We start from the raw sequence: 782 nt of genomic DNA on the forward strand, positions 1-782 counted from the left end.
CCCCACGAATGCGCCAACTACTTCAAATCATGCGGGTACGAACCAGAATGATCGAAAACCGCTCTATAAGTATTATCCTATCTGTCTCCTCTTAGAGAAACTTTAGTAGACTGCGCGTGCGATACGTCCACACGAGGCGCTAGGGGCGTACAGACATACCGCTATACTAAGCCGGAAAGTCTTGATTGTCAGGCAGGCGCTTCGCCCCATTCTGGGCATTCGCAGAGGATTTATGGAGCCTGTTTTCCCGATAGCGACCGAGGAAGTTCAACTTCCTTCCAAGGAGCACCTGCATCGAAAACAGGAACGCATTCAGCAGACGGTGCATTCATGCCGCCCTGTCTTGCATGGCAAAGTGATACCTCGCCGGTAAATCGATCCATCCGCCATGCGATATGATCGCCGTCTTGTGAAACGGCTTCCATCGAAAAGCGCCCGCCCGCAAAATATCCCGCCAGCGAAAGGCCGAAAGCCATAATTACGGCAAGGACAACCTTCTCAAAAAAACTACGCATGGTTTCTCACATGATCTATCTGTTCCGGCCAGCATGTATCACGGCGAAAAGATGTGGAAGTCTACATTCCGCCTATCCTTGTTGGCACTGGATTTGCCCATGCGGCTAGGCGGCGCTGGATGGCAGGGCTGTGCAGAAGATGCCCTAGAATGGCCTAGGAGACTCGTGGAGAGTGATTGGAGGGTCTCGGCTGCCTGTGTGCCTGTCAATCGGCGTCCAATCGGGACCCCCTATCGGCGCGCAAAAGGGACCCCTTGGCAGCATTGC

General features: G+C 53.6%; 1 protein-coding gene. It reads right to left on the bottom strand.

The annotated features are described in order from the left end of the window. Nucleotides 1-230 precede the first annotated feature (230 nt). The gene (locus tag IEX64_RS24305; protein ID WP_188824056.1) at nucleotides 231-515 is read right to left on the bottom strand and encodes a hypothetical protein; all 285 of its coding nucleotides are present in this window, start codon (nucleotides 513-515) and stop codon (nucleotides 231-233) included. Between the last annotated feature and the right edge of the window lie 267 nt (nucleotides 516-782).

Source organism: Novosphingobium indicum, from assembly GCF_014645195.1.
Lineage (GTDB): Bacteria > Pseudomonadota > Alphaproteobacteria > Sphingomonadales > Sphingomonadaceae > Novosphingobium > Novosphingobium indicum.

Bases quoted from the DNA above. Each gene is read 5' to 3' on its own strand.
- IEX64_RS24305 (WP_188824056.1), bottom strand. From the start codon at position 515: ATGCGTAGTTTTTTTGAGAAGGTTGTCCTTGCCGTAATTATGGCTTTC.